This window comes from Flavobacterium sp. (genome assembly GCF_049240005.1).
Taxonomy (GTDB): Bacteria; Bacteroidota; Bacteroidia; order Flavobacteriales; family Flavobacteriaceae; genus Flavobacterium.
Map to the genome: position 1 here is coordinate 1 of NZ_JBMLTK010000106.1, position 23,165 is coordinate 23,165.

Here is a 23,165-nt window from a genome sequence, read left to right on the forward strand (position 1 = left end):
GCCGCTACTTTTTTATTTCCCAATCCCAAGCCTTCGAGCAGAGCTCGAGCTTGGGATTGGGAAATAAAAAAACCGACTACCGTCGGCTTTTTTATGCTACTCGCAGAGAGGAAGGGATTCGAACCCTCGATGCAGTTACCCACATACAAACTTTCCAGGCTTGCTCCTTCAACCACTCGGACACCTCTCTATTTCAGCCGCAAATATACTTTTTCTTACGAACTAAAAGTCATTTCCCCGCAAATTGGCGTTTCAAAAGCCGTTTTAAAATCGGCAAACTCCGTTTCGTTACCCAACAAAAACATCAACTTGCAAACGGCCGCCTCTGTCGTAATATCCTTACCCGAAATCACACCAATTTCCTTTAATGCACTACTGGTTTCATACTGACCCATTTGTACACTCCCGGCAATACACTGCGTAACATTTACGATATGTAAACCGCGTTTGATAGCTTGTTTCAATAAATCGATAAACCACGCCTCGCTCGGAGCATTACCCGCGCCGTAGGTTTCTAAAACTATAGCTTTTAAATCGCGTATTTCCAAAATCGCATTCAAAACCGTTGCGTTTATGCCCGGAAACATCTTGATAATGGCAATATGCGAATCCAATAATTTACGAACCTTAAAAGGCGCTGGTGAAATTTCACGGCGTAGCAAATTTTCGTGCACTATGTTCAAATGCACGCCACTCTCTGCAAGCGCCGGGTAATTAGGCGAAGTAAAGGCTTTAAAATGCTCGGCATTCACTTTCGTAGTGCGGTTGCCTCGATACAATTTGTATTCAAAATACAAACACACCTCCCGAACAACCGGTCTGCCTTCTTCCAACTGCGAGGCAATTTGAATGGCGGTAATTAAATTCTCCTTAGCATCCGTGCGCAAATCGCCAATCGGTAGTTGCGAACCTGTAAAAACTACCGGCTTTTGTAAATGTTCTAGCATAAAACTCAAAGCCGAAGCCGAGTACGACATAGTGTCCGACCCATGTAAAACCACAAATCCGTCGAATTGCTCGTAATTGCTTTCAATAATTTCGGCCATGCTGATCCACTGCGCCGGATTCATATTCGACGAATCAATCGGAGTTTCAAACGAAATCGTTTCAATATCGCAATCCAATTGTTTCAATTCCGGTATGCGCTGCAAAAGCTTTTTAAAGTTGAAGGCTTTCAGGGCTTTGGTTTCAAAATCCTTAACCATACCAATCGTTCCGCCGGTATAAATCAACAAAATACGCGCTTTATTCGATGGTTCCATACTTCAATTTATTGAAAACCGGATTGGCGTACATAGCTAAGAAACTCTGTAGCTGGTTCGGATCGTTAGCATCAATACGCAATTCCAAACGACGCTCAAACAATTGCTTCTCACTATCGGTGTATTTGTGTGTAAATGCAGCCGATTGATTCAGCAAATCGTACGCAATAAAATTGGTCGGCCACAAGCGGTAATTGCTAATAATCGAATCGTCGATTTTTTGCGCCAATGCCTGAATTTGCTTGTTGGTATTATCGGTTTCGGCCAGAATATCGTCGATTTCTGTATCCAAAGTTTTTCCGATATGTATGTGAATGCGTTTTTTCTGACCCATAATGCCACTAAGCAAGGTCATAAAATCTTCGTTCTTTTCTTTTATATACTTTTCGTTGTTGGCTTCGGCCAGTAATTGCGGCATTTTCAATGCGTCGGTCGGGTCGTACTCGTACGAAATAGCCACAGGTACAATTCGTGCTTTCTTGAAATAGTGCAGCTGATGATCGTCGCCCGCGCCCATCGCTAGCATTTTTAAAACGCCCGGATGAGTAGCGTCGTTGCCGTCTTTGGTGCGTCCTTCGCGCTGGGCAATCCATACCGAACGATTTTCTCTGCGTAGCAAACGTGCAATGTACTCCGACATTAATTTCGAGCTTTGCAACAATTCGCGTGGCGGCAAACCGCGTTGTACCAAAAAGTTTCGGTTCATCCGCGAAAGCGATTTCAAAAACGACTTCTTCACTAAATTATCCCCAATTGCCGAAGCCGTCATCACTAAACCATGTTCAAACAAGGCAGCATTTAGCAGCGAAGTGTCCAGAATAATGTCGCGGTGATTCGATATAAACAAATACGCCGTATTGGGTTCGAGCTTTTCAAATCCCGAGGTACTCAATCCTTCAGCGCTGTTTCGCAACACCTGTTGTACCGAGTGGTAAATAAAATTGCACTGAAAATCGCGAATACTATGCGTTTTCTTCAACTGCTCTTTCCACACCTCGTCGGCAACATCTGGAAACGTAAAATTCATCAAAGCCTTCATCATCGGATGATGCAATACCTCGCAAATAGCGGCATTGATCTCCGTGTCGTAATAAGGTCTAATGGCGTCAAATTTTTGCATTATTCTCAAATTGTGTCGGCACAAAAGAACGAAAATTTAACCGAAAGCCGTTTACCTAAGCGTTAATTCGCGTGTTCGAATTTTTTGGCCGTTGCGGCGCAGCAAACTTCTTCCCAACCAACGTTCTGTTACGCGCCGCCGCGCTTTCCGCTGTAGCACCAATTACCGGCAGCTGGCGTCAGGGGCTTTCAACGGGCTCTCGGTGTCGCCGTTTTCAGCCACTTCCGCCAACGCCGCCAACAATCGGTGCTGCCGCTTCAATCGCTAACGGATTGCCCACCTCAACCCAAAATTGTGCACAACAATCGGTTCTGCTTTTATCATCAAAAACATCCAAGTGCTATAAACTTGTAATTTTTGATACTATTCTTTCTCTTAAAATTCATTCTTACAGCTAATTTTTACCTCAACATTTCCTTTACAACAGCAAATATCAAACGCAACCGTTGCTCGTTGCCAAATCGCCGAAAATCAGCAGTAATAAGGCGTTCGCAAACGTTTTCGCCTGCAAAAAACCTGTATAGTTTTTATATAGGAATGCCTTACATCGTAAAACTCCTTTTGTATTCTACATTTGTTTCAAACATCAAAACAACATTCTATGAAAAAAATTACCCTTTATTTTACTGGATTGTTAATTTCTTGTGGCTTTTCTGCACAAGCTGTTAATTTTCCTGTTAAACCGAGTGTTCCGCTAAACGGAATTCCAACTGAGGCTGCTCCAACTCCCGAGCTTCCTGCTGCTAACGTAATTTCTCTGTTCAGTAACGCCTATACAAACGTGCCCGTAGATACGTGGCAAACAGAGTGGTCGGTAGGTATACATACTGAAACGCAAATTGCCGGCAACAGTACCAAAAGATATTCCGACCTTTCATTTGCGGGTATAGAAACCATTGCAAACCAAATCAACATTAATAATATGTTGTACTTACATATGGATATTTGGACGCCAAACATGACTACGTTCCGTGTGAAATTAGTCGACTTCGGCCCAAATGCCATTTTTGGCGGCGGCGACGATACTGAGCACGAACTGGTCTTTAATCCAACCTTAAACGGCTGGAACAGCTTAAATATTGATCTCGCTAACTTCACAGGATTGCAAAACCGCAATAATATCGCACAACTAATTATTTCTGGTTTGCCAGCTGGCGAAGGAATTGTTTTTATCGACAATATTTATTTTCACAATGTAGTTTCGTCGACACCACAAGAACCAACTGTTGCTGCGCCAACACCAACACGTTTGGCGGAAAATGTCATTTCACTTTTCAGCAACACGTATAACAATGTACCTGTCGACACTTGGCAAACGTCTTGGTCGGCTGGTGTTGTATCAAACTTTGCTGTGGAAGGAAACGACATTAAAAAGTACGAAAGTCTAAATTTCGTTGGCATCGAAACCGTAGCAAATCAGATCGACGCAACAGAAATGCTCTTCTTCCACATGGATATTTGGACACCAAACATGACGACATTTCGCGTCAAACTCGTAGATTTTGGTGCCGATGCTGCTTTTGGTGGAGGAAACGACACAGAACATGAGCTTACTTTTACCCCAAACCAGTCGGGTTGGGTTAGTCTAGAAATTCCAATGGCCGATTTCGTTGGGCTTACCGCTAGAGAACACATCGCACAGATAATTTTATCGGGAACTCCAGTAGGACAAGGAATTGTTTTCGTTGACAACGTGTATTTCCATAAAGAAGGTGTTGTGGTTCCGGTAGAACCTACCGTTGCAGCACCAACACCAACACGTCCGGCACAAAACGTGATTTCCATGTTTAGCAACGCATACACAAACGTTCCGGTTGATACCTGGCAAACCTCTTGGTCGGTTGGAACCGTTTCCGATGTACAAATCGAAGGAAACGATACCAAGAAATACGAAAACCTAAACTTTGTAGGTATCGAAACTGTTAACAACCAAATCAACGCCACATCTATGCTGTACTTCCACATGGATATCTGGACACCTAACATGACGTCTTTCCGCATTAAATTAGTTGATTTTGGTGCAGATGGTGCGTTTGGTGGCGGTAACGATACGGAACACGAAATTACTTTCACACCAGCACAAGCAGGTTGGGTGAGCTACGAAATTCCTTTAAGCGACTTCTCTGGACTTATCAATAGAGCAAACATTGCACAATTAATTATATCGGGAACACCGTCAGGAAGCGGAATTGTCTTTGTTGACAACGTATATTTCCATAACGTACCTGTTGTAGATCCGAATGTGCCTACAGTGGCAGCAAACACTCCTGATGTTGATCCTGCTTTAGTTCAATCTATGTTCTCAGAAAGCTACACGAATCTTCCTGTAGATACTTGGAAAACCTCGTGGTCGGCAGCTAATTTTCAGGATGTTGAAATCGCTGGAAATCCAACCAAAAGATATACTTCACTAGATTTTGTAGGTATTGAAGCTACAACAGATCCGATCGATGCTTCGCAAATGAATTACTTCCACATCGATGTATGGACACCAAACATGACGGCTTTCCGCATCAAGTTAGTAGATTTCGGTGCAAACGGTACTTTTGGTGGTGGCGACGACGTTGAGCACGAATTGAGCTTCACACCGACACAATCACAATGGAATACGTACACTATTCCGCTAAGCGACTTCGCTGGTCTGGTAACTCGTTCGAATATTGCACAACTAATCTTGTCGGGTAATCCAACAGGACAAGGTATTTTGTTTGTAGATAACGTATTCTTCTCTGCTATTCCTTTGAGTGTTGATACGCCAGAACAAACCAGACTTTCGCTTTATCCAAATCCGGTTAACGACGTGCTTCAAATTTCAACAGCAGAGCCAGTAACACGTATGGAAGTGTACAACAGTCTGGGTCAATTAGTTTTCGAGAACAAAGGCACTGCAATTACACAAATTAACACAGCAGCTTGGACTGTAGGAACGTACATTGCAAAAATTCAGATTGCAGATCAAACGATTACGCGTAAAATCGTAAAAAAATAAAATAGTTTTTTGTAGTTGATTGTTAAAGCTGCACCCCAAAACGGTGCAGCTTTTTTTATAAAAGCACTTATAATCAAACATTTGAAATTTAATTAGTGTCGTTTTCTTACATTTTTTTAAAGTCGCATTTTAACTGACGAACTTTAATTGTTGTGTGCGGTACGAAATCGCTGTAGTTGCTGTATTTTTATCACAAGCTTTCTTTAATTTGCACTATGCCCAGAATAAAAATTTCGCTGAATTCAAATAGCCATGTTCACAAAAGCCTAATCGGGCTTTTGCTTTTTGGACTGTTTTCGTGTACTGTATTTGCGCAAGAATTACCACCAATTGTTCCGTATAGCCCGAAGTTATACAACGCCGGTAATCAAAACTGGATGATCGATCAAGATGCGCAGAAGCGTTTATTCTTCGCAAATAACGAAGGCTTGCTGGAGTTTACAGGCGCTTCTTGGAATTTATATCCTTCGCCAAACGAAACCATAATTCGTTCAGTAAAAGTAATCGACGGACTCATATACACGGGCTGTTATATGGAATTTGGGTATTGGAAACGAGAAGCAACCGGAATATTAAAATACCACTCTTTAAGCGCACCAATCCGAAAATACCTTCTCGACGACGAGCAATTCTGGAATATTTTACAATATCAAGACTTTGTGCTGTTCCAGTCGTTAAGTCGGATTTACATCTATCAAAAATCGACGCGCAAGTTTAAGATCATTGCACCTAAAGAACAAATATTAAAGGCTTTCAATACCGGAAGCAATCTGTATTATCAAACAGCTACAGGGAATTTATACGAGATCGAAAACGCCAAAAGCAAACTTATTTCGAACGACCCGAAAATCAAAACCAATAAAATTGTTCGTATCGAGAAGAAAGGCGAAGCGCTGGTTATTCTTACACAACTAAACGGGTTTTTAACGCTTTATCAAGGAAAAGTATTTGCCAGTAATTTTCCGGTAAATGCGCTACTGCAAGCCAGCAGTGTGTACAGTTCACAACATTTGAGAAACGGCGGCTCGGTTATTGGCACCGTATCCGATGGGATTTTTATTCTAAATCCGGATTACAGTGTACAATTTCACATCACACAAGCACTCGGCTTGAGCAATAATACCGCTTTATCACTCTTTGAAGATCACGACAAAAATGTGTGGGTAGGCTTAGATAACGGAATTAACTGTATTAATTTACAGTCGCCGGTAAAAAGTTATAGCGACCGTTCAGGATTGTTAGGAACGGTTTATACTTCCGAGCTGTATCAAGGAATTCTCTACGTAGGAACCAACCAAGGATTGTTCTGCAAGAAATGGAACAGTGGCGAATCATTCCGCTTTGTAGCTGGAACGAAAGGCCAAGTCTGGAATCTCTTTGCCTATGGTGGAAGTTTGTTTTGTGGACATGATTCGGGGACGTTTCTGATTAAGGATGCCGTGGCCATTCCCATTTTTAGCCAATCGGGTACCTGGAAGTTTGCCGCCGTTCCCAATAACCCCAATCTGCTGCTACAAGGTAATTACTATGGCTTGTCGGTTTTAGAAAAAACTAATACTGGCTGGCGATTCCGAAATAAAATTTCCAAATTCGATTATTCTTCCAAAAATTTCGAACTCGCCGAAGGAAATCAAATCTATGTTTCACACGAATACAAGGGAATCTTTCGTTTGGAAGTTGATCCGGCCCTTACAAAATCTGTAAATGTTTTCACCTACGATCAACCAAAAAAGGGAAAGAACGCGGGTTTGATAAAATATCAAAATCAAATTTATTACGCGAGTAAAAACGGTATTTATAAGTTAAATCCGCAAACAAAGCGCTTTGTACGAGATCCATTTTTTAGTCAGATTTTAGATAAAGACGAATATACGTCGGGGAAATTAATCGTCGATAAAACCAACAAACTTTGGATGTTTACAAAAAACTACATCCATTACTTCACGGTCGGGAAATTGAGCAATAAGTTGGAATTTAATTTTATTCCGATTTCAGCCACGCTTACCAATTCGATGTTGGGATACGAAAATGTCACACAAATTTCGCCTTCTTCGTACCTAATTGGAACTACCGACGGATATTACACCTTGAATATTGATGATTTAAGTTTCAGCAATCATCCGGTGGCAATTACGTACGTTTCCAATTACAAGCAAAACGAACGCGAACAATTTGTTTCGGTAACAGATGAAGGTTCCTTTTCTCACGATCAAAATAATCTGATGTTTAGTTTTGCCGTTCCGGAATTCAATAAGTATATAAATGCAGAATACCAATTTGCGCTTCAAGGTTTTCAAGACAATTGGAGTAAGTGGAGCAGTAAATCGGCTACAGCATTCAAAAATTTAGAACCCGGGACCTATACATTTATGGTTCGTGCCAAAATTGCTAATTCAAGACCTGTTAACGTTGCGCGATATAAGTTTACCATCTTGAAACCCTGGTATGCTACTAATCTCGCGCTGATAATTTACTTGATACTAGGAATTTATTTAGGATTCTTTATTCACAAAAAGTACAAACGCTATTACCAAAACCAGCGTGAAAAACTCATTGAAGAAAACAATTTATTACTAGAAATCAAAGAGTTAGAAAACGAGCAACAGCTAATGAAGCTTCGTAACGAGCAATTGGCAAAAGACGTAGACAACAAAAGTAAAGAGCTTGCCGTATCTACACTTACTCTGATTCAAAAGAATGAACTCTTGGCATTAATTAAAGAAGATTTGAATAAAACTTCGGCTGGTGATGCCACTCGTGGTGTAAAGAATGTCATTTCTAAAATCTCTAAGAACATTTCTGAAGACGACAACTGGAATGTCTTTAAAGAAGCATTTGACAGCGCTGATAAAGATTTCTTGAAGAAGATCAAGCAAGCACATCCGGCACTTACACCCAACGATCTACGCTTATGTGCGTATTTGCGCTTGAATTTATCATCGAAAGAAATTGCTCCTTTGCTAAATATTTCAGTTCGCAGTGTAGAGATAAAGCGATATCGTTTGCGTAAAAAAATGGATTTGCCGCACGAACAAGGATTAGTGGAGTACATATTGTCGATTTAAAGCGTTAATTTTTCCTAAAACCTCCTATACATCGCCACAACAACAACGTTTGCGAAACGCGGTTTTTGTAGAGTTTTTAGCGATGAACATCGCTGCAAATCCGCGTAAATCCTTAAAATTTTACTGATTTCGGAATTTAAAACGCTTTTTTTTCTGTTGTATATTTTTTGTTGTGGTTGCTATTTCGAAATATGCAAGTTTATCCGACTATTTTCGTAAACGATAACAGCAAAACCAAATATGAAATCAAGAATCTATTTATTCGCACTAGTCTTATGGGCTTTTGGTTTACAGGCGCAGAATATCAATATTCAGGGTACTGTAAGCGAAGCGTCATCTGGGCTACCGCTACCAGGGGTTAGTATCTCGGTGGACGGAAAAGCAACAACTGCTTCAGACCTCGACGGTAACTACACCTTAAATAACTTAAGTGACGGTCAGGTTGTTCAATTTACTTATGTAGGATTTACAACTTTTAGTCTGACAGCCACCCGCAGCGGCACTTTCGACATCAAAATGAAAGAGGAAGTTAACACACTAGAAGACGTTGTTGTAATCGGATATGGTGAGAAAAAACGAAAGGACGTAACGGGAGCCGTTTCGGTAATCAGCGCAAAAACAATTGAAGATTTATCTCCTTTTAAAACCGAGCAGGCCTTACAAGGTACTGTGGCAGGTGTTACGGTAACGCAACAATCGGGTGCTCCGGGTGCTGGTTTAGATATTCGTATTCGCGGTGTTGGAACAAATGGAAATGCGGCACCTTTGGCAATAATCGATGGATATCAAGGCGATTTAAGTCTGTTAAACCCTAGCGACATCGAATCGATTACCGTTCTCAAAGACGCACAAGCAGCAATTTACGGTACAATAGGTGCAAACGGCGTGATTCTCATTACTACTAAGAAAGGAAGAAAGAACACCCAAACAACTTTTTCGGTCAACACCTATACTGGTTTTCAAGAAACAACGCGCAAACTACCGCTCTTGAATGCCACAGAATATGCGTTACTTTTAAATGAGAGTTATGCGAATGGTGGTCAGCCAGTTCCCTTTCCTAATGTCTCTAATTTGGGATCAGGCACCGATTGGCAAGATCAAGTTTTTGATGTTTCTCCTATTCGCAATACAGATTTCTCGTTCAGAGGTGGTAGTGACAAAATTTCGTATATGTTTAGTGCATCCGACTTTTATCAGGAAGGTATTGTTGGTAGCGAAAAATCGGACTTTAAAAGAAATACGGCTCGTTTGCAATTGGACGCAGATTTGACTTCCAAACTGAAATTTAGCACCAATGTAATATATACATTTATCGACAGAGATTCCTTTAATGAAAACGGATTAGGTTCAGTTCTCTTTAATGCAGTAAATGCTGATCCAACATTATCCGTTTTCGACACAAATGGGAATTTTGCGCTAATTCCGAGCACTCCTGGATATGGAATAGAAGTAATTAACCCAGTTCAACAATTGGACAATACGTTTAATGACTACAAAATCAAGAAATTAAACGGAAGTTTTGGGCTCGATTATACGGTTACATCTAATCTTATCCTAACAGGACGAGTCGGATTTAATACCTCGAACAGCAGAGGAAAGAATTTCAATAAGCAAGTAAACTACGGTGGTAAAGTTTTCGACATAACAAGAAGTAGTGTAAACCAAAATGCTATTGAAGATAATGATTACACTTTTGACTTTTTTGGATCGTATACATTCAAAGTTCTTGATAATCATTCATTTACCACTACATTAGGATCAACTATATACAAAGCTTATGGAAGCGGTTTGTTTGCTACTGGTTTTGATGTACCTAATAATAGTTGGGAGTTTGCCGATATAGCATTAGCAATCGGAACGAGTCCAGATGGAGGAAGAGATGTTGGGTCTTATGCATACGACGAGCGCCGTTTATCTTATTTTGGCCGCTTAGAGTACAATTACAAAGACAAATATCTCGTGTCTATGGTGATGCGCAGAGATGCTTCAACTCGATTTGGATCGGATAACAGAGTTGCTGTTTTTCCTTCAATTACAGCTGGTTGGAAAATTTCAGAGGAGAAATTTTTCCCTCAAAACAAAATTGTGAACTTCTTAAAAATGCGTGTGAGTTACGGGGAATTAGGAAACGATGCAATTGGCAGTAATCTAGCTTCTGGATCTTTATCGGGAGAGGCTACTTATGTAATTAATGGGAATTTAGTTAACGGTCGTGCAATTGGTGTTCTTCCAAACCCTACTGTCTCTTGGGAGGAAGCAAGAAAATTTGATTTTGGACTAGATGCAGAAGCCTTTAACAGCAAATTGAAATTAACAGCTGATTACTTCATTGATACTAGAGCAGACTTATTAATTGGAGGGATTCCAGTTTCGGGAATCACAGGTATCTATGCGCCTGGTTCAGGAGCACCTACTGTAAACGCTGGAAGTGTTCGCAATTCAGGTATAGAGTTTGCGACAAGTTACAATTCAAGTTCAGATAAAAACTTTAAATTTAATTTTGGTTATAATGTAGCTTTTATCAAAAATGAAGTTTTAGAAGTTGCAAATCAAACAGGGTTTCTAGAAACGGGTTCATTTGGAGTGGGACAACCATTTATTTCCAGAATGCAAGCAGGGCAGCCTTTAGGAGCCTTTTTTGGATATCAGACCGACGGTATTTTTCAAAACCAAGCCGAGGTTGACGCGCATCCATCTCAATTAGCACTTGGTGCTGAGGCGGCGCCTGGCGACCTTCGATACAAAGATATCAACGGTGACGGCGTAATTAATCTTAATGACCGTACTTTCCTCGGTGATCCAATTCCTGACGTAACAATGGGTTTCAATGTTGGCTTTAATTATAAAAACTTTGATTTCTCTGCGAATGCATACGCGTCAATAGGACACGACATGGTTCGTAACTACGAAAGAGCTTTGGCTAACATGAATCGATTAGATTATGTATTAGATCGATGGACTGGTGAAGGCACAAGCAACACTGTTCCTCGTGTTACAACAGGGGCATCAGGTAATAATGTCTTTTCGGACTATTTTGTCGAAGACGCGTCCTTTCTTCGTATTCAAGCAATTCAATTAGGCTACTCACTTTCGCCTAAAGTTGTTGAATACCTCGGGTTTTCTAAATTCAGAATTTATGGTGCAGTAAACAACATCTATACCTTTACAAAATACAAAGGTTTTGATCCTGCAGCCTCTTCAGGAGCCCCAGTTGGAGGAGGTATCGACAATGGCTTCTATCCAGCACCACGCACTTTTATGCTAGGTTTAAATCTTAATTTTTAATACGAATGATCATGAAAAACAACATAATCTTCCGATCTATCCTTTTTGTTTTGTTGCTTGGAGCGATACATTCTTGCAGCGATGACTTTGTTGACCGCAAACCAGTCTACAATATTGATTCAGAAAACTACTTTAATTCTGAACAAGATTATAACGATGCACTTATTGCTGCATACGACCTACTACAAAGCACATACATTAATGTTATGTTGGGCGAGATTGCCTCCGACAACACCTTGTCAGGCGGCGAATCGGCGAACGACGTTATTGGGATTCAGCAAATTGACGAAATGATTCACACACCCGTGAATAGCAATTTACGCGACATTTGGAACTGGATGTTTGCAGGCGTGAATCGTGCAAACTATATCTTAGAGTTTAAAGACAAAACCGACTTCGAAGGCAAAGAGCAAATTATTGCAGAAGCTCGCTTCCTTCGAGCATACTACCATTTCGAATTAGTGAAGTGGTTTGGAGCTATACCCTTAAAAGGCGATGCTAGATTCCAACTAAATGATGAAAAATCGATTCCGCGCTCACCTGTTGAGGATGTTTATGCCGTAATTGAGTCTGATTTACAATATGCAGTAGAAAACTTAAATCCGATTGCACCGCAAGTAGGTCGTGCAACAAAAGGCGCAGCACAGGCACTACTAGGAAAAGTTTACTTGTTTCAAGAGAAATTTGTAGACGCTGCAAATGTTTTGGATGATCTAATCAGCAGTAACCAATACCAATTAGTAGCGAACTATAACACGATTTTTGAAAATAACAACGAAAACAACAGCGAATCGGTTTTTGAAGTACAATATTCTGATGCTGAAGGTGCAGGCTTTGGTTGCTTGCAGTGTAGCGAAGGAAATGTAGCAGTAGGATTTAATGGAATCAGAAATTACAGCGGACCTCTTTTCGATTCAGGATTTAGCTTCAATGTTCCAACACAAGAAGCCTATCAAAGCTATGAAGCAGGAGACAATCGCCGAGATGTGGCTATACTAAACATTGTCACTTTTGCAGCTGCAAATAATGCCACATACGGAACGGGTTACAAACACACCGGTTATTTCAACAGAAAATACCTTCCCCGTAAAGGCGATGCAAATATCGGCGACCAAAACCTGACGAATCCCAACAATTACAGAGCGATTCGATACGCAGACGTTTTGCTAATGGCTGCTGAAGCCTATAGTAGAGGAGGCATTAACGACGCAACGGCTCGTGAATATTTGAATCGTGTAAGAAGAAGAGCTTTCGGAGATAACAACCACGATATTACCGCTTCAGGCGCGGCTTTAACCGATTTCATCCTCGCTGAAAGAAGATACGAACTAATGGGAGAAGGTCATCGCTTTTTTGACCTAGTGCGCACAGGAAAAGCTGCAGGTACTATTCCAGGGTTTGTAGCAGGTAAGCACGATGTTTTCCCGATTCCGATCGAAGAAATACAATTCGCAAACGGCAATTGGCAGCAAAATCCACAATACTAAAAAAAAAGAATATGAAAAAAATAGCATCTTTCTTCCTTGTCTTTGCAAGCTTGCTCTTTTGGGCCTGCAGCGACGAATCCGATGTGAATATCGACCTGCTCGATGCACCAAAAGACATCTCTGCGCTAGTTACCATTTCTCAAGACAATACAGGAAACGTGACTTTTTTACCGAAAGGAACTGGTGTAAGTCAATACGAAATTTACTTCGGAGACGACTCCACAGAACCAGCTCTCGTGAGCCCAGGTAATACTACAGAGCACACTTATGCCGAGGGAACCTATCAGGCACGAATTGTCGGAGTGGCGCTCAATGGAAAAAGAACCGAAGTAACTCAAGAAGTTACCGTGTCTTTTGTACAACCCACAAACCTAAACGTAATAATTGCTACAGGAGCTAATCTATCGATAACGGTTCAGGCAGAAGCCGAATTGGAAACCTTTTTTGAAGTAACTTTCGGCGATAATCCGGCAGCTGAGCCAGTTGCTTTTAACCAAGGTGAGACGGTAAGTTACACCTATGCCCAAGCAGGAAGTTATACGGTTACTGTAACCGCATTAAGCGGCGGCGCAGCTACAACAACCTATACTCAAACCGTAGTAATTGTTGATATAGGTACTGCTCCAACACCAACTCAAGCACAATCGAGTGTAATTTCACTATTCAGCAACACATACACAAATGTACCGGTTGATACTTGGAGAACATCGTGGTCGCAAGCAAATCTAGAAGAGTTTCAAGTGGATGGTGACGATATTAAGAAATACAGCGCATTGAATTTCGTTGGTATAGAAACCGTTAACAACCAAATCAACGCTACGGGAATGACGTATTTCCACACGGACATTTGGTCGTCCGACTTTACACAGTTTCGTGTTAAATTAGTTGACTTTGGTGCTAATGCAGCTTTTGGCGGCGGAGACGATGTGGAACACGAAATCGTAATCGATAATCCAGCTCGCAATCAGTGGGTGAGTTTAGATATTCCACTAAGTTCGTTTACCGGACTTACAACTAGAGCGCACATTGCGCAACTTATTTATGTGGGTCAGCCTGCTGGAAATACAACCGTTTACATTGATAACGTTTACTTCTACAATCAAGGCGGACCGTCAAATGTTCCTCTAGTAGCTGCACCAAACCCAACACTACCGCAAGCAAACGTAATATCCATGTTTAGCGGAGTTTATAACAATGTTCCCGTAGACACTTGGCAAACACCATGGTCGCAAGGTACCCTAACCGATGTAACTGTCGCTGGAAATGCGGTAAAACGATACACGAACTTAAACTTTGTAGGCGTAGAAACCATCGCGTCGCAGATTAATGCCACTTCAATGACGCACTTTCACGTGGATGTCTGGACACCAAACATGACCACCGTGCGAATAAAACTAGTTGATTTTGGAGCGAACGGCGCATTCCAAGGTGGCGACGACGTTGAGCACGAGTTAACTTTCACACCTACACAAGCGGGTTGGAATAGTTACGACATTCCGCTATCGCAATTCACAGGCTTAATCAATCGCGCACACATCGCGCAGTTAATTTTCTCAGGTACTCCAGCGGGCTCCGGAACGCTTTTCGTTGACAACGTTTATTTCCATAACTAAGAATAAAAATTATGAAAAAGTTACTTTTTAAAAGCTTTACCATTCTCAGCCTATTTTTGTTTTTAGGATGCGAAGAAAATAACAGTTTCGGCGAGTTGACCACTCCTGAAAATTTAGCGGTAACGGTCGAAATTATCGGCCAAGACGCTGAAAATCCGAATGGCGACGGTAGTGGATTGGTTAAATTTACCGCAACGGCCGATAATGCAATTTCTTATCAATTTGACTACGGAGATGGAGTCAGAGGAACAGTACCCAGCGGAAGTGTAACCCACGGATATTTTCAACCGGGTGTAAACACTTATACAGTAACAATTACTGCCACAGGAACTGCTGGTATTGCTTCTACGATTACCACAGAAGTTACTGTATTTAGTAATTTCCGTGACGATGAAGCAGTTGCATTCCTTACAGGTGGAACACAAAAAACCTGGTACTGGGCAGCGGGAGAACCCGGACACTTAGGTGTAGGGCCAAATAACAGCGATGCCACACAGAACTATTTCCCTGTTTACTATGCAGCTGCACCTTTCGAAAAGGCAGGCTCTCCAGACAGTAGCTGTTTGTACGACAATGAATTAACCTTCCGTAAAGACGGCGACAACCTTTATTTTAAACTCGACAATGGAGGCAGTACATTTTTTCATGTCTCTTATCAAAGTGTAGGAGGAGGTAGTGCTGGAACCGATTTTTGTTACCCTTTCACAGTTGTTGACGAAAGAGTTGTTGGTTTAAGTCCATCCAATTCAGCTGTAGTTGCCAATAATGTTCCAGGACAAACTCGTGGTACCATGCTTAATTTTACAGATGGTGGTTTTATGGGATATTATATCGGTCAAAGCTCTTATGAAATCATGTCTATAACTGAAAACCGTATGGTAGTACGAGCTGTCATGGGTAATGATTCTGGTTTAGCTTGGTATCATATCTTCACGACAACACCGCCCGTACAAGATCCAGTAACCGACTACACAAACCTAGTTTGGTCTGATGAATTTGATGTTGCCGGAGCACCCGACGCAACCAAATGGGGCTACGACTTAGGTGGTGGCGGTTGGGGTAATAACGAGGTGCAAAGCTACACCAACAACGCGGCAAACGTTGCAGTTAGCGACGGTACCCTGAAAATCAATGCCTTAAAAACAGGCAACAACTGGACATCAGCACGCCTAAAATCACAAGATAAATTCGAATTTACTTATGGAAAAGTAGAAGCACGTGCTAAACTTCCCGTAGGCGGAGGTACTTGGCCCGCTATTTGGATGCTTGGCGCAAATTTCCCCGAAGTAGGGTGGCCAAATTGCGGCGAAATTGATATCATGGAACACCGCGGAAATAGCCCAGGCGTAATCCACGGATCGCTCCACTATCCTGGAAACTTCGGCGGAAACGCAAACACAAACACAACCAACGTAGCTAACGTAAGCTCAGAATTTCACCTCTACAAAGTTGTTTGGAGCCCATCTGCGATACGTTTCTATGTAGACGATGTCTTGTTCCATTCCTTCGCAAACAACAACAGCGTGCCGTTTAATAGCGATTTCTTCCTAATCATGAACGTGGCTATGGGAGGAACCTTCGGAGGAACTGTTGCGAACGACTTCCAAACCGCAACCATGGAAGTAGATTACATCCGCGTTTACCAATAAAAATCCTTTTTAATTATGGCAGACATCGCATTCCAAAAGAATGCTGTCTGCCTTATTTTTAAGCAAAATGAAAATAGTAAAATCCGTCATTTGCCTTTCTCTTGCCTTGGGCATGGCCTGCAGTAGTACAGCTCCTGTGGGAACAACGCCAACCGCAACAAAAAGTGCAATAGATATAAAAGTTGATTCTGTTTTGAAACTGATGACGCTACAAGAAAAAGTTGGACAGCTCAATCAGTACAACGGCTTTTACGACGTAACAGGTCCAGAACCCAAATCTGGGCAAGCAGCCGAGAAATTAGAACATTTAAAAAAAGGACTTGTAGGTTCAGTGCTAAACATTACCGGCGCCGAACAAGTTCGCGACATCCAAAAAATAGTGATGGACAATTCCCGTTTGAAAATCCCACTTATTTTCGGATTCGATGTCATTCACGGCTTTAAAACTATTTCCCCCATTCCGCTGGCCGAAGCTGCTAGTTGGGATTTGAAAACCATTGAAAAATCGGCACGAATGGCCGCGGAAGAAGCCTCAGCTGCCGGAATCAACTGGACGTTCGCTCCGATGGTCGACGTTTCCAGAGACGCGCGGTGGGGCAGAGTCATGGAAGGATCCGGTGAAGATCCGTATCTCGGAAGTCAGATTGCCGTTGCACGCATCAAAGGTTTTCAAGGAACCGATCTCGCCGCAAATAACACCATACTCGCCTGCGCCAAACACTTTGTGGGCTACGGTTTTGCCGAAGCCGGACGCGATTATAACAGCGTTGATGTGAGCGAAGCTACCCTCGAAAACGTACTCTTTCCGCCATTCAAAGCTTCTGTCGATGCCGGAGTTCGAACCTTTATGAATGCCTTTAACGACCTGAACGGAGTTCCCGCAACAGCAAGTTCGTATTTGCAACGCGACGTTCTTAAGAATCGTTGGAATTTCTCGGGCGCCGTTGTTTCCGATTGGGGCTCGATCATGGAAATGATTCCACACGGATACGCCTCAAACTTATCTCATGCCGCAGAAATAGCACTAAATGCCGGAAACGATATCGATATGGAATCCTATGCTTACGTAAATCATCTCGAAGATTTGGTTAGATCCGGTAAGGTTTCCGAAGAAAACTTAAACGATGCCGTACGACGTGTTTTAAAACTGAAATTCGAACTTGGCTTGTTCGACGATCCATACAAATACTGCGATGCCAAGCGTGAGAAAGAAGTAACCTTCTCTGAACCCTTGCAGAAAATCGCTTTAGACATGGCTCTGAAATCGGTCGTTTTGCTAAAAAACGAACAAAATTTACTTCCCTTACCAAAATCAGGGAAAAGAATTGCCGTGATTGGCGCACTTGCAGCAGATAAAACCAGTCCGCTCGGAAGCTGGAGAATAGGTGCCAACGACAATACCGCCGTTTCGTTACTCGAAGGCTTGAAAAACTATCCCAACGCCCAAATTACATACGCAAAAGGGGCTGATGTTGCGCTTGGCGAAACCAAATTCGTTTCGGAACTCACCATCAATACCACCGATAAAAGCGGATTTGCAGCAGCAATCGAAACCGCCAAGAATGCCGATGTTGTAGTAATGATGCTCGGCGAACACGGCCTGCAATCGGGAGAAGGACGCAGCCGTTCCGAACTCGGATTGCCCGGAGTTCAACAAGAATTACTAGAAGCTGTTTTCGCAGTAAACAAAAACATTGTACTGGTATTGCAAAACGGTCGCCCGCTAACCATTCCTTGGGCAGCCGAAAATATCCCAGCAATACTAGAAGCTTGGCATCTAGGAACGCAAAGCGGTAATGCCATTGCACAAATCTTGTTCGGCGATTTTAATCCGCAAGGAAAACTTCCTATGAGCTTTCCGCGATCGGTCGGACAACTACCTTTGTATTACAACGCTAAAAGTACCGGACGCCCCACAGCAAACGAGCCTAACAGCGTTTTTTGGTCGCATTACGGCGACGTTCCCAATACGCCCCAATTTCCTTTTGGTTACGGACTCAGTTACACTACGTTCTCTTACAACAATCTTCGGCTAAGCAGCTCAAAATTGTCTGATTCAGAGAAAATTACCGCCAGTATCGACCTTACCAATACCGGAAAAGTAAACGGAACCGAAGTCGTGCAATTGTACATCCAAGACGAAGTAGCAACCGGTACGCGACCCGTGAAAGAACTTAAAGGTTTTGAATTGGTAACGCTAGCTCCCGGCGAAACGAAATCGGTAAGTTTTACCATCGACAAAAAAATGTTGGAATTCTATTCGGCAAACCGCAAATGGGAAACCGAAGCAGGTACATTTAAAATTTACATCGGCACTAACGCACAAACCCATTCATTTAAAGTTTTAACGGTAGAATAATGAAAACTAAAATTGCAATCTTGATTCTGGCATGCAGCCTATCTAGCATCGCACAAAAACGAAAGCTGGTTTGGTCGGAAGAATTTAACGACAAAACACTGAACGAAAAAGTGTGGAACTTTGAATTGGGCGACGGCTGCCCGAACATCTGCGGTTGGGGAAATAACGAAAAACAGTTGTACACGCGCGATAATCACGAACTGCGCGACGGAAAACTCGTAATAAACGTTACTAAAAAAGACGGAAAATTTTATTCGACCCGAATTACAACGGCAGCCAAAAAAGAGTTTAAATACGGCCGCATGGAAGCGCGCGCAAAAGTGCCCACAGCCGTTGGAACTTGGCCTGCTTTTTGGATGTTGGGCTCAAACATTAAACAAGTAGGCTGGCCCAAATGCGGAGAAATTGATATTTTAGAATACGTGGGCCGTGCTCCCGGCGAAGTATTTACTTCGTTGCACACACAATCAAGTCACGGCAATACCATAAACACTAAAATTTCGAAAATTGCCGGAATCGATCAAGGTTTTCACGAGTATGCCATAGAATGGAATGAAGAATCAATTGCATTTTTTGTAGACGGAAACCACGTGTACACCTACAATCCAGCCGTTAAAAACGAGGATACTTGGCCGTATAATCAGCCGTTTTATTTCATTTTAAATGTGGCTGTTGGCGGTAATTTTGGCGGTCCGGCTATCGATGAAGCGGCGTTTCCGCAGACCTTTGAAATCGATTACATTCGGGTATATCAGTAACATTTGTTTCGTTTTTTTAACATGAGTTCGATTGAAAAGTATTTTTATCGAACTCATTTTTTTTGGGCAAGCCCTGCCGCCGTTTAGTGGAAAAGCTTGAAGCGGCAGGTCGCGTCTTTGCTGCAATACCGCTTACAAAAAGCAGCTGCGGCTGGCGTTTTTCTGGCTCATGAAATCGCCCCAAAAACACCGCCTCCACAAGCTTTTCGTACAGCTTTATTTTCGCGCCAGCCGCTCTTGCAGAAAAGTACTTCGTCCGGAAAAAACGTTGATGTAAAACGGCTTTTTTTTGATGTGCACGTTTTCGCAATAGCGGTTGGCGCGAAAATAAACGGCAATTAAAAAACGTGTGAAGCTGTTTTAGAGAAGGCGACCAGCGGAAGCCGGCTCAAAAACTAGCTGAACCGTTTTTTATGTCGTTTATTGCAGCAAAAACGCGACCTGCCGCCTTATGTATTTCCACTAAATAGCGGCAGGGATTGCCCAAAACTATATTTTATAAATCGCTTTAGCATTTAACGTGGTTTTTTCGGCTGCTTCGGGAAAAGAAATCCCGTAAATACCAGCTACTTTCTCGGCAATTAAGCGCAAATACGCCGGATCGTTGCGTTTGCCTCGATGTGGAACCGGCGCCAAATACGGTCCGTCGGTTTCCAGTACAATTTCCGAAATCGGAATTTCACGCAAAAACTGATCGATTTTTCCATTTTTAAAGGTTGCCACGCCGCCAATTCCCAACTTCAAACCTAAATCGACCGCCTGTTTCGCTTGTTGCAAATTGCCGGTAAAACAATGAAAAATGCCGCGTAAACCGCTGTTGCGATACGATTCTAAAACCTCGAAAATTTCGTTAAACGCCTCGCGACAATGAATGTTTATGGGTAAATCGAGTTCCAAAGCCCAGTCGATTTGCGTACGAAACGCTTCGAGTTGCCAGTTAAGTGTCGACGTATCCCAATACAAATCCACGCCAATTTCGCCCACAGCCATGTAACCACCTTTTTTGAGTTCGGTATAAACGATTGCTAGTTCGTCTCGAAAATTATGCTTGACGTAACACGGATGCAAACCCATCATGAGCGAAACCTGATCGGGATATTGCTGCTTTAAACGTTTCATTCCGGCATGCGAAGAGCTGTCGATTGCCGGTAAAACGAAGTGCGAAACACCCGAGTCGAATGCTTGCTGAATTAATTCAGATTCCTGGTTTTCAAACTCTTGACTGTATAAATGAATGTGTGTGTCGATTAACATGCTGCGCTGATAAGAGTTGCAAAAGTAACCAAACTAAGTATTTGAAAGAATTGCTAAAAGTTTAGTTGCTTGAAAGGTAGAAAGTTGTATATTTGCCGACATTTTATAAACAATTTCATAAACACATTGTTATGTACGCAATCGTAGAGATAGCAGGGCAACAATTTAAAGTAAGCAAAGACTTAAAGGTTTATGTACACAGATTGGCAACTGAGGAAGGTTCGAAAGTTACTTTCGACAAAGTTCTTTTAGTTGACGACAACGGTACAATGACTTTAGGCGCCCCGGCTGTAGAAGGTGCTTCGGTAGAAGCCAAAGTGTTACAACACTTAAAAGGAGACAAGGTAATTGTTTTCAAAAAGAAACGCAGAAAAGGTTTCAAGAAGAAAAATGGTCACAGACAGTCGTTAACACAGATTGTTATTGAGGGCATTACTTTAGGAGCCGTTAAGAAAGCTGCTAAAAAAGAGGCTGCTCCTGTAGCTGATGAGGCTGAAGCGCCAAAGAAAGCGCCAAAAGCTAAAAAAGAAGAAACAACTGAAGAGTAATAATATTTAAAACCTATAAACGATGGCTCACAAAAAAGGTGTCGGTAGTTCGAAAAACGGTAGAGAATCAGAAAGTAAGCGTTTAGGCGTGAAAATTTTTGGTGGCCAGGCAGCAACTGCAGGTAACATTATCGTAAGACAACGCGGTTCTAAACACAATCCAGGTGCAAATGTGTACATCTCTAAAGATCACACATTACACGCACAAGTTGATGGTGTTGTGAAGTTCCAAAAGAAAAAAGACAACAAGTCGTACGTTTCAATTATCCCTTTCGAGGCATAATCAAACGAGATTTTTTAAAACAAACCCAATCAGCAATGGTTGGGTTTTTTTGTGGCCTTTTTTGACAGGGTAAAACTGTATTCAAAAGCATTATTCTACCTGCAATATCAAGAGCGATTCGAAATGTGAAATAGACCGTAATGCATTTTTTTAAAGAGTGTTTAATCTTGTTAAGACAATAAACTATCTTTCTTCGCATTTTCAAGAATCGAAATCAAACATCAGTTAAAATTACTTTAAATCATAGTTAATTTTTTCAAACAAACTTGTTAGCACTGTTTTTTTTTTTGATTTGTGTGAATTTAATCGTAATTCTTTATACTATGAAAAAAATTATTTTAATGTTGGCGATTGTTTTAGTTGGTTGTGCTGCGAACGATAATAATAGCATTGCAAGTACCGAGAACAGCGAGTTGTATAAACGTGACGGAAGTCATATGGCTATTGATTCTACAGATTTTGAATACAAGGACAAAAACTATTCAACAATTACAAGGATTTTAACTGATTCGTTAAACCGATATGATATCGCAACAGGTGTTAGATATACGTTTAACTACACACCTATCAATCTTTATACGTTTGAAAGTAAAGTAAGTACAAACAATAAACTCAATATAATTACCGATAATGGACGCTTATTAGTGTTTAAGACAATGAGAGTTGGTAGTTATTTACACTTTATTAATTCGACAGGTGTAGAGTCGTTTAGATACAATACTGAACGGGTAACTGACTTCATAGATTCCGGCTTTCTAGACCAAATAAGGGTAACTTTCCCACCTCAAACGAACAGTATTTGTGACTGTCATGGTGAGGAATCAAGAAATAATCATAGATTTGATAGGATGGAGAATTGTGGAAACTACAATTTTGCCACCTGTTATTACTGCGGTCACGATGTATGTACTCAAGATATTAGATGCGATATTTACAGAAATCTGACCGGCCCAGCGTTTACAATCGCACTAATTGCTACATGTAGAATAGCACAATTTTAACTAAAACCATTAATTGATGTTTAAGAATAATCCACTTCGCGTTATCGTTTGCATTGTTGCATTGGTTTTTCTAATCGGTTTCATAGCAGTTTCTCTGCTTGTAAATGGAAAATCGGATGTTGCAGGTCCTTTTTTTGTAGCTGCGTCAACGATTGCGATTTTTTTATTTTTCTACGTTGCCTACAAACTAGTATTGTCGGTAAGAAGGAAGTAAAGACTTCGCAGCCGCGCGAATCTTCCGAATGGTATTTATCTTCTAGGCAGCAACTGCAGGTAACATTATCGTAAGACAACGCGGTTCTAAACACAATCCAGGTGCAAATGTGTACATCTCTAAAGATCACACATTACACGCACAAGTTGATGGTGTTGTGAAGTTCCAAAAGAAAAAAGACAACAAGTCGTACGTTTCAATTATCCCTTTCGAGGCATAATCAAACGAGATTTTTTTAAGACAAACCCAATCAGCAATGGTTGGGTTTTTTTGTGGGA

The 23,165-nt window shown here is 41.6% G+C and carries 15 protein-coding genes, 1 tRNA gene and 1 pseudogene; 12 read left to right on the forward strand and 5 right to left on the reverse strand.

From position 1 onward, the window contains the following. Nucleotides 1-103 precede the first annotated feature (103 nt). The 3 genes from ACOVQQ_RS10945 to ACOVQQ_RS10955 all read right to left on the reverse strand — a co-directional run bounded on the left by ACOVQQ_RS10945 (nucleotide 104) and on the right by ACOVQQ_RS10955 (nucleotide 2,382). Nucleotides 104-190: transfer RNA gene (locus ACOVQQ_RS10945), tRNA-Ser, on the reverse strand. A 25-nt stretch (nucleotides 191-215) separates the two neighbouring features. Next, nucleotides 216-1,262, reverse strand: coding sequence for an asparaginase (locus ACOVQQ_RS10950; RefSeq protein WP_421818231.1), 1,047 nt, complete (start codon nucleotides 1,260-1,262; stop codon nucleotides 216-218). Further along, the gene (locus tag ACOVQQ_RS10955) at nucleotides 1,246-2,382 is read right to left on the reverse strand and encodes a 1-acyl-sn-glycerol-3-phosphate acyltransferase (RefSeq protein ID WP_298145150.1); all 1,137 of its coding nucleotides are present in this window, start codon (nucleotides 2,380-2,382) and stop codon (nucleotides 1,246-1,248) included. Before ACOVQQ_RS10955 ends, ACOVQQ_RS10950 begins: the two co-directional genes overlap by 17 nt. A 601-nt stretch (nucleotides 2,383-2,983) precedes the next feature. Between ACOVQQ_RS10955 and ACOVQQ_RS10960 the strand changes: the two genes are divergently transcribed. The 8 genes from ACOVQQ_RS10960 to ACOVQQ_RS10995 all read left to right on the forward strand — a co-directional run bounded on the left by ACOVQQ_RS10960 (nucleotide 2,984) and on the right by ACOVQQ_RS10995 (nucleotide 19,587). Beyond that, nucleotides 2,984-5,371, forward strand: a complete 2,388-nt coding sequence (locus ACOVQQ_RS10960; RefSeq protein WP_421818232.1) for a T9SS type A sorting domain-containing protein — start codon at nucleotides 2,984-2,986, stop codon at nucleotides 5,369-5,371. Between the two features lie 215 nt (nucleotides 5,372-5,586). Then, nucleotides 5,587-8,436: a triple tyrosine motif-containing protein gene (locus tag ACOVQQ_RS10965; protein WP_421818233.1), complete on the forward strand. Its 2,850-nt coding sequence runs from the start codon at nucleotides 5,587-5,589 to the stop codon at nucleotides 8,434-8,436. A 240-nt stretch (nucleotides 8,437-8,676) separates the two neighbouring features. Then, entirely contained in the window at nucleotides 8,677-11,721 is a 3,045-nt protein-coding gene (locus ACOVQQ_RS10970) for a SusC/RagA family TonB-linked outer membrane protein (RefSeq protein ID WP_421818234.1), read from the forward strand. A gap of 11 nt (nucleotides 11,722-11,732) precedes the next feature. Continuing rightward, nucleotides 11,733-13,208, forward strand: coding sequence for a RagB/SusD family nutrient uptake outer membrane protein (locus tag ACOVQQ_RS10975; protein WP_421818235.1), 1,476 nt, complete (start codon nucleotides 11,733-11,735; stop codon nucleotides 13,206-13,208). Nucleotides 13,209-13,219: 11 nt separating this feature from the next. Continuing rightward, entirely contained in the window at nucleotides 13,220-14,821 is a 1,602-nt protein-coding gene (locus ACOVQQ_RS10980; protein WP_421818236.1) for a hypothetical protein, read from the forward strand. An 11-nt stretch (nucleotides 14,822-14,832) separates the two neighbouring features. Then, a complete protein-coding gene (locus ACOVQQ_RS10985) occupies nucleotides 14,833-16,470 on the forward strand; it encodes a family 16 glycosylhydrolase (protein WP_421818237.1) in 1,638 nt (545 codons plus the stop codon). Nucleotides 16,471-16,537: 67 nt separating this feature from the next. Beyond that, nucleotides 16,538-18,829, forward strand: coding sequence for a beta-glucosidase BglX (gene bglX, locus ACOVQQ_RS10990; protein ID WP_421818238.1), 2,292 nt, complete (start codon nucleotides 16,538-16,540; stop codon nucleotides 18,827-18,829). Next, nucleotides 18,829-19,587, forward strand: coding sequence for a glycoside hydrolase family 16 protein (locus tag ACOVQQ_RS10995; protein ID WP_421818239.1), 759 nt, complete (start codon nucleotides 18,829-18,831; stop codon nucleotides 19,585-19,587). Before bglX ends, ACOVQQ_RS10995 begins: the two co-directional genes overlap by 1 nt. A gap of 16 nt (nucleotides 19,588-19,603) precedes the next feature. Here the strand turns inward: ACOVQQ_RS10995 and ACOVQQ_RS11000 are convergent, their stop codons facing one another. Together ACOVQQ_RS11000 and ACOVQQ_RS11005 are read right to left on the reverse strand one after the other, a co-directional pair. Next, nucleotides 19,604-19,897, reverse strand: coding sequence for a hypothetical protein (locus ACOVQQ_RS11000; protein WP_421818240.1), 294 nt, complete (start codon nucleotides 19,895-19,897; stop codon nucleotides 19,604-19,606). 179 nt (nucleotides 19,898-20,076) lie between these two features. After that, entirely contained in the window at nucleotides 20,077-20,841 is a 765-nt protein-coding gene (locus ACOVQQ_RS11005) for a TatD family hydrolase (RefSeq protein ID WP_421818241.1), read from the reverse strand. A gap of 131 nt (nucleotides 20,842-20,972) precedes the next feature. Here ACOVQQ_RS11005 and rplU point away from each other — a divergent pair, with 131 nt between their 5' ends. From rplU to ACOVQQ_RS11025, 4 genes and pseudogenes are all read left to right on the forward strand, one after another. Further along, entirely contained in the window at nucleotides 20,973-21,389 is a 417-nt protein-coding gene (gene rplU, locus ACOVQQ_RS11010; RefSeq protein ID WP_421818242.1) for a 50S ribosomal protein L21, read from the forward strand. Nucleotides 21,390-21,411: 22 nt separating this feature from the next. After that, nucleotides 21,412-21,672 (forward strand): 50S ribosomal protein L27, encoded by a 261-nt coding sequence (rpmA, locus tag ACOVQQ_RS11015; RefSeq protein ID WP_094485044.1) that lies wholly within the window; start codon nucleotides 21,412-21,414, stop codon nucleotides 21,670-21,672. A gap of 323 nt (nucleotides 21,673-21,995) precedes the next feature. Beyond that, complete coding sequence (locus tag ACOVQQ_RS11020) at nucleotides 21,996-22,673, forward strand: hypothetical protein (protein ID WP_421818243.1); 678 nt, start codon at nucleotides 21,996-21,998, stop codon at nucleotides 22,671-22,673. Between the two features lie 260 nt (nucleotides 22,674-22,933). After that, nucleotides 22,934-23,107 (forward strand): annotated as a pseudogene (locus tag ACOVQQ_RS11025) (50S ribosomal protein L27); the annotation flags it as partial. Between the last annotated feature and the right edge of the window lie 58 nt (nucleotides 23,108-23,165).

Excerpts from the sequence above, each read along its gene's own strand:
- ACOVQQ_RS10950 (WP_421818231.1), bottom strand. The coding sequence starts at position 1,262 with ATGGAACCATCGAATAAAGCGCGTATTTTGTTGATTTATACCGGCGGA.
- ACOVQQ_RS10955 (WP_298145150.1), bottom strand. The coding sequence starts at position 2,382 with ATGCAAAAATTTGACGCCATTAGACCTTATTACGACACGGAGATCAAT.
- ACOVQQ_RS10960 (WP_421818232.1), top strand. The coding sequence starts at position 2,984 with ATGAAAAAAATTACCCTTTATTTTACTGGATTGTTAATTTCTTGTGGC.
- ACOVQQ_RS10965 (WP_421818233.1), top strand. The coding sequence starts at position 5,587 with ATGCCCAGAATAAAAATTTCGCTGAATTCAAATAGCCATGTTCACAAA.
- ACOVQQ_RS10970 (WP_421818234.1), top strand. The coding sequence starts at position 8,677 with ATGAAATCAAGAATCTATTTATTCGCACTAGTCTTATGGGCTTTTGGT.
- ACOVQQ_RS10975 (WP_421818235.1), top strand. The coding sequence starts at position 11,733 with ATGAAAAACAACATAATCTTCCGATCTATCCTTTTTGTTTTGTTGCTT.
- ACOVQQ_RS10980 (WP_421818236.1), top strand. The coding sequence starts at position 13,220 with ATGAAAAAAATAGCATCTTTCTTCCTTGTCTTTGCAAGCTTGCTCTTT.
- ACOVQQ_RS10985 (WP_421818237.1), top strand. The coding sequence starts at position 14,833 with ATGAAAAAGTTACTTTTTAAAAGCTTTACCATTCTCAGCCTATTTTTG.
- bglX (WP_421818238.1), top strand. The coding sequence starts at position 16,538 with ATGAAAATAGTAAAATCCGTCATTTGCCTTTCTCTTGCCTTGGGCATG.
- ACOVQQ_RS10995 (WP_421818239.1), top strand. The coding sequence starts at position 18,829 with ATGAAAACTAAAATTGCAATCTTGATTCTGGCATGCAGCCTATCTAGC.
- ACOVQQ_RS11005 (WP_421818241.1), bottom strand. The coding sequence starts at position 20,841 with ATGTTAATCGACACACACATTCATTTATACAGTCAAGAGTTTGAAAAC.
- rplU (WP_421818242.1), top strand. The coding sequence starts at position 20,973 with ATGTACGCAATCGTAGAGATAGCAGGGCAACAATTTAAAGTAAGCAAA.
- rpmA (WP_094485044.1), top strand. The coding sequence starts at position 21,412 with ATGGCTCACAAAAAAGGTGTCGGTAGTTCGAAAAACGGTAGAGAATCA.
- ACOVQQ_RS11020 (WP_421818243.1), top strand. The coding sequence starts at position 21,996 with ATGAAAAAAATTATTTTAATGTTGGCGATTGTTTTAGTTGGTTGTGCT.